At 65.3% G+C, this 4,321-nt stretch carries 4 protein-coding genes and 2 pseudogenes; 2 read left to right on the top strand and 4 right to left on the bottom strand.

Translation table 11 applies throughout. The annotated features are described in order from the left end of the window. Positions 1-597 (bottom strand): thiamine pyrophosphate-dependent dehydrogenase E1 component subunit alpha (locus ACK5L9_RS15970; protein ID WP_416912455.1); only part of this gene is annotated, 597 nt, incomplete at its 3' end. A gap of 14 nt (positions 598-611) precedes the next feature. Continuing rightward, positions 612-1,649, bottom strand: a complete 1,038-nt coding sequence (locus ACK5L9_RS15965) for an ATP-NAD kinase family protein (protein ID WP_416912454.1) — start codon at positions 1,647-1,649, stop codon at positions 612-614. A gap of 98 nt (positions 1,650-1,747) precedes the next feature. On the opposite strand from ACK5L9_RS15965, the gene ACK5L9_RS15960 reads away from it, so the two are divergent. Together ACK5L9_RS15960 and ACK5L9_RS15955 are read left to right on the top strand one after the other, a co-directional pair. Beyond that, positions 1,748-2,854 (top strand): RNA polymerase subunit sigma-54, encoded by a 1,107-nt coding sequence (locus ACK5L9_RS15960; RefSeq protein ID WP_416912453.1) that lies wholly within the window; start codon positions 1,748-1,750, stop codon positions 2,852-2,854. 164 nt (positions 2,855-3,018) lie between these two features. Next, a pseudogene (locus tag ACK5L9_RS15955) lies at positions 3,019-3,407 on the top strand (transposase); the annotation flags it as partial. Between the two features lie 67 nt (positions 3,408-3,474). On the opposite strand, the gene ACK5L9_RS15950 reads toward ACK5L9_RS15955, so the two are convergent. Together ACK5L9_RS15950 and ACK5L9_RS15945 are read right to left on the bottom strand one after the other, a co-directional pair. Next, positions 3,475-3,963: a hypothetical protein gene (locus ACK5L9_RS15950; RefSeq protein WP_416912456.1), complete on the bottom strand. Its 489-nt coding sequence runs from the start codon at positions 3,961-3,963 to the stop codon at positions 3,475-3,477. A 5-nt stretch (positions 3,964-3,968) separates the two neighbouring features. Next, positions 3,969-4,321 (bottom strand): annotated as a pseudogene (locus tag ACK5L9_RS15945) (hypothetical protein); the annotation flags it as partial.

Raw genomic sequence — 4,321 nt, 5'->3', positions numbered from 1 at the left:
CGCCCGGTCCACATAGCTGTCCGAGGCGGTGGCATAATCGACCGAGGTCGATTCCGCATAACCGTTGTTTTCGACGACAAAGATCACCGGCAGGTTCCAGATCGCCGCCAGATTCATGCTTTCCAGAACCGTGCCCTGATTGGACGCGCCATCGCCGAAAAAGGTGATCGCCACCCCGTCATGCCCCAGTTTCTGCGCCGCCAGCGCAGCCCCGCAGACCAGCGGCGCGCCGGCGCCCAGAATGCCGTTCGCGCCCATCATGCCAAGGCTCAGATCGGCGATATGCATCGAGCCGCCCTTGCCGGCGCAGCAGCCGGTGGCCCTGCCATAGATCTCGGCCATCATCGCCTTCACGTCGACGCCCTTGGCGATGCAATGGCCATGCCCGCGATGGGTCGAGGCGATGCGGTCGCGCTCGTGCAGATGCGACATGATGCCGACGGCCGTCGCCTCTTCGCCGGCGTAAAGATGGACGAATCCGGGAATCTCGCCGCGCGAGAAATCGACATGCAGGCGTTCCTCGAAATCGCGGATGGTGCGCATCCGGCGATAGGCCTCCAGCAGCTTGTCCTTGGACAGCGGAAACGGGTTGGACATGGGTTCTCCTCCCTTCAGTCCGGGTTGCGGATGAAAAGCCCGGCGCTGGCCGCATGGGCCATGCAGGCGGGCACGTCGCTGGTGCGAAAGGCGTTCGGGACGATCTGCACCGTCACATCGTCGCTTTCGGTGAAGGTCAGCTCGCGCTCGCCGTCGAAGGCCAGCGAGCCGGCGGGGATCGCGGGATGAAACAACTGTTCCGGGGCCATGCGTTCGACGCTGGCGATGCCGACGCGGTCGATCAACCCCGGCGCGATGGGCGCCAGAAGCTGGCGCGGCGCGTCGGGCGACAGGCGGATATGGCGGCCCTCGGGCGTATTGCGGTCCAGCGGGTCGCACAGCCCCGCGATCGAGGACATGCCGATCGCCTGCGGCAGACCAAAGGTCACGAACAGGTCGCGAAAGCCGTCGGTCTTCCAGATCGCACGCGCGCCGACAAAGCGGTCTTGCACCACGGCGACATCGACCAGCGCGATTTCGCGCCGGTCGTTTATATCAACGTGCAACCACTTGTTGCGCACCAGCGCCCGCTCTGGCGCGACCTGTCCGGTCACGGCCAGCCCGACAGCCAGCCCGGTGATCGTCGGTTCGCGCAGTTCGGGAAAGGCGTTGTTCGTGCCGGTCGAAACCCCCGCCACCGGCGTGTCGCCGCAATTCTGCACCACCACCCGGTTCGTGCCGTCGCCCCCCAGCACCACCAGCGCGGCAACCCCCTGTTCACACATCATGCGGGCCGCCCGCGCGCTGTCCTCGGCGGTTGCCGTCACCTCCATGTCCAGATAGCGGATGCGGGGAAAGACCGAATGGCCCAACCGTTCCTCGCGGTCGATGCTGCGCATCAGGTGAAAGCGGATGCCGCCGTTTTCGGGCATCATCAGCACCTCTTCCACACCGGTCGCGGCCAGCGAGGCCAGCATCCGCAGGACGATATTCGCGCGGTCATTGATGGGCAGGTTCCCGGCATGGGAGATGACGCGCCGGATGTCGCGCGCCGAAATCGGATTGGCGATGATGCCGACCTTTGCCATGAGCGTCTCCCCCTTGCCTTTCATGCAAGCAACCTTTGTGCCATGCTGGCGACCATGTGTTTTCAGGGAGTTGGGCTGCGGACTGTTGCACCCGGTGCAACAGGTGTCGCGCGACAGGGGCGATGCTGAGGCAGGAACAAACGCAATCGCGGTCGCTGGCGCTAAGTCAGCAGATGCGGCTGTCGCTGGATGTGCTGCGCATGGATGGCGGGCGGCTGCGCCGCTGGCTGCGGGTGCAGGGCGGGCGGCACGAGGCGCTGGAACTGGCCGACACGGCCCGGCAGGTCACGGCCCGGCAGGAATTGCAGGCGCAGGCAGGTCTGCTGCGGCTGGGGCCCGAGGATGCCCGCATCGCGCAGGAACTGGTGCATTGCCTAGATGATCACGGCTGGCTTGCCGACCCGCTGCCGCAGGTGGCTCGCTGGCTGGAGACCACCCCCGCCCGGATCGCTGCGCTGCTGCCCGTGCTGCAACAGCTTGACCCGCCCGGAGTTTTTGCGCGCGACCTGACGGAATCGCTGCGCCTTCAGTTGCAGGCGCGCAACCGGCTGGACCCGGTGATCGCGCGGCTGCTTGACCGTCTGGATCTGGCCACCGCCGGAGATTTGGCCGCCATCGCCGCGCATTGCGGCTGCGACGCCGAGGATGCCGCCGGGATGCTGGCCGATCTGCGCGCCCTGTCGCCCTGGCCTCTATCCGAGGGGCCGGGCCTGCCGCCGCCCGAACTGAACCTGACAGCGGATGGCCGCGCGTTGCTGTTGAGCCATGACCTGATCAGGCTGCGGGACAAGGGGGCGGGCGTGGCGCATGGGATCGTGCAGGCCGTCGAGGGGCGGGCACAGACGCTGTCGCGGATCGGCGCGGCGCTGGCGCTGGCGCAGCGGGACTGGCTGAACAGACAGGGTCCGTTGCGCCCGCTGACGCTGACCGCGCTGGCCAGAGGGCTGGATCTGCATAAAAGCACGGTCAGCCGGGCCATCGCCGGCGTCCGCGCGCAAACGCCACAGGGGATCGTGGCGCTGTCCGATCTGCTGCCGCGCAGGGTCAGCCCGCGCAACCCGCATCTGCACCGCCCGCAGGCGCTGGCAATGATCGCGGCTCTGCTGGCAGACTGGCCCGCCGATCAACGGTATTCCGACACCCGGATGGCGCACAGGCTGGCCGACGCCGGACTGATCCTGTCGCGCCGCGGGGTTGCAAAATACCGGGCCGAACTGACCCATCGCTGAGCGGGCCATCTTGCGATGTCCCTATATAGCTGACGGAAGCCAATTTGATGATCAAATTGGCGCAGCATCAGCGTAAAATCAAATGGTTATAGCCTGACAACATAATCAAAGAAAAGTCGTCAGGCTATAGCCAGACGCACTTACCATAAGGGCGCCTCGAAAAGTTGCGTGACCGGCTGTCCTTCATGCGGTTCCCCGGCCTCGGGCTGGAGGACAGGGTGCCCGATGCCAGGACCGTCTGGCTCTACCGCGAGGGCCTGGCGCAGGCGGGCATGGCCGAGGCACTGTTCGGGCAGTTCGACAGCTATCTGGCGCGGCAGGGCTATATCGCGCGGGGTGGACAAATTCTGGATGCCTCCATCGTGCCGGTGCCGAAGAACCGCAACACGCGGGACGAGAACAAGGCGATCAGGACCAGCGATGAGCCCGAGGGTTGGGCGGCCAGGCCCGCCATGTGATCGCAGACGGGTGGGGCATGAATGCCACTGGCCTGAATGAATGCCCGGACGACGCGCGCTGGACGAAGAAGCAAGCGCGCAGCCATTACGGCTACCCAACAACCCGGCGCAACAGCCCCCAAAACCAATCCAAAGCCCCCGACAACCCGCATCCCGCAGGCTTCAGGCCGTCAAACTGCCCCCGAACAGCCGAAAACGGAAAAAATCGAGGTGCCCTATATCTGATCGGCGCGTGGCGCGATAAAAGGCCAATATTGTAACAGGTATGTGGTAACAGGTTTCCAGATGAGCATCCCGCCGGATCATGGTGGCACCGACATCTGGACGCCGCCGCCGGGCAGCGCTGCAGCGGTTCAGCCGGAACCTAACCACTCCGCCATCCAGATCGCAACTATCGAGTGCGTTGAGCCGCTGGATGCCCAATTCGGGGTATTCCCGAAGAAGACCGTGCCGGACGTCATAGGGATTTCCCGGAAAGCTGCGGGCACCGACGATGAAGCCGCCATCGAGGGTGGTCGCGAGGCTGACCTTGGTGCCGAATTCGTATCGCATCGTCGGCGCGCACGACACCGGTCCGCTGATCCGCTCAAAGAACGGGTTCTGGCTGGCGATCCCGCTGCCCGTCGCAGGTAAGTCGTCGGCTCTGAACAACCCCCTCATGCGGCGCTGAGCATATGGGGTGGCCGGTTATCGACCACGATAATCCTCAGGATCAGGAGGATGACGGCGGCCCAAAGAGCCCTGATATGGGCCAGTATCTTGCGGATGTTGTGGCCGCAGGCACAGAGCACGGCAAAGATCGCATCGCCGATCCTGCCCTTGAGGGGGCATCTGGCCAATCTGCCGTCTGATTTCATGTGTCCGATCTCGGGTTCGATGGCACTTCGTCGCTTGAGCAATTTTGCCAGCGCCGGGGGTATGCCGCGCCTCTGGCCGCTGATCAGGACGCGGGTGGTCTCGACGCCATGCCCGCGATAGCCACGGTCCACGACGGCGAGGCCGGGCCTCG

The organism is Paracoccus sp. (in: a-proteobacteria), assembly GCF_047973135.1.
In the GTDB taxonomy this organism is placed as follows: domain Bacteria; phylum Pseudomonadota; class Alphaproteobacteria; order Rhodobacterales; family Rhodobacteraceae; genus Paracoccus.
Note: the sequence above shows the minus strand (reverse complement) of the source record. Positions and strands in the feature narration are given on the sequence as shown.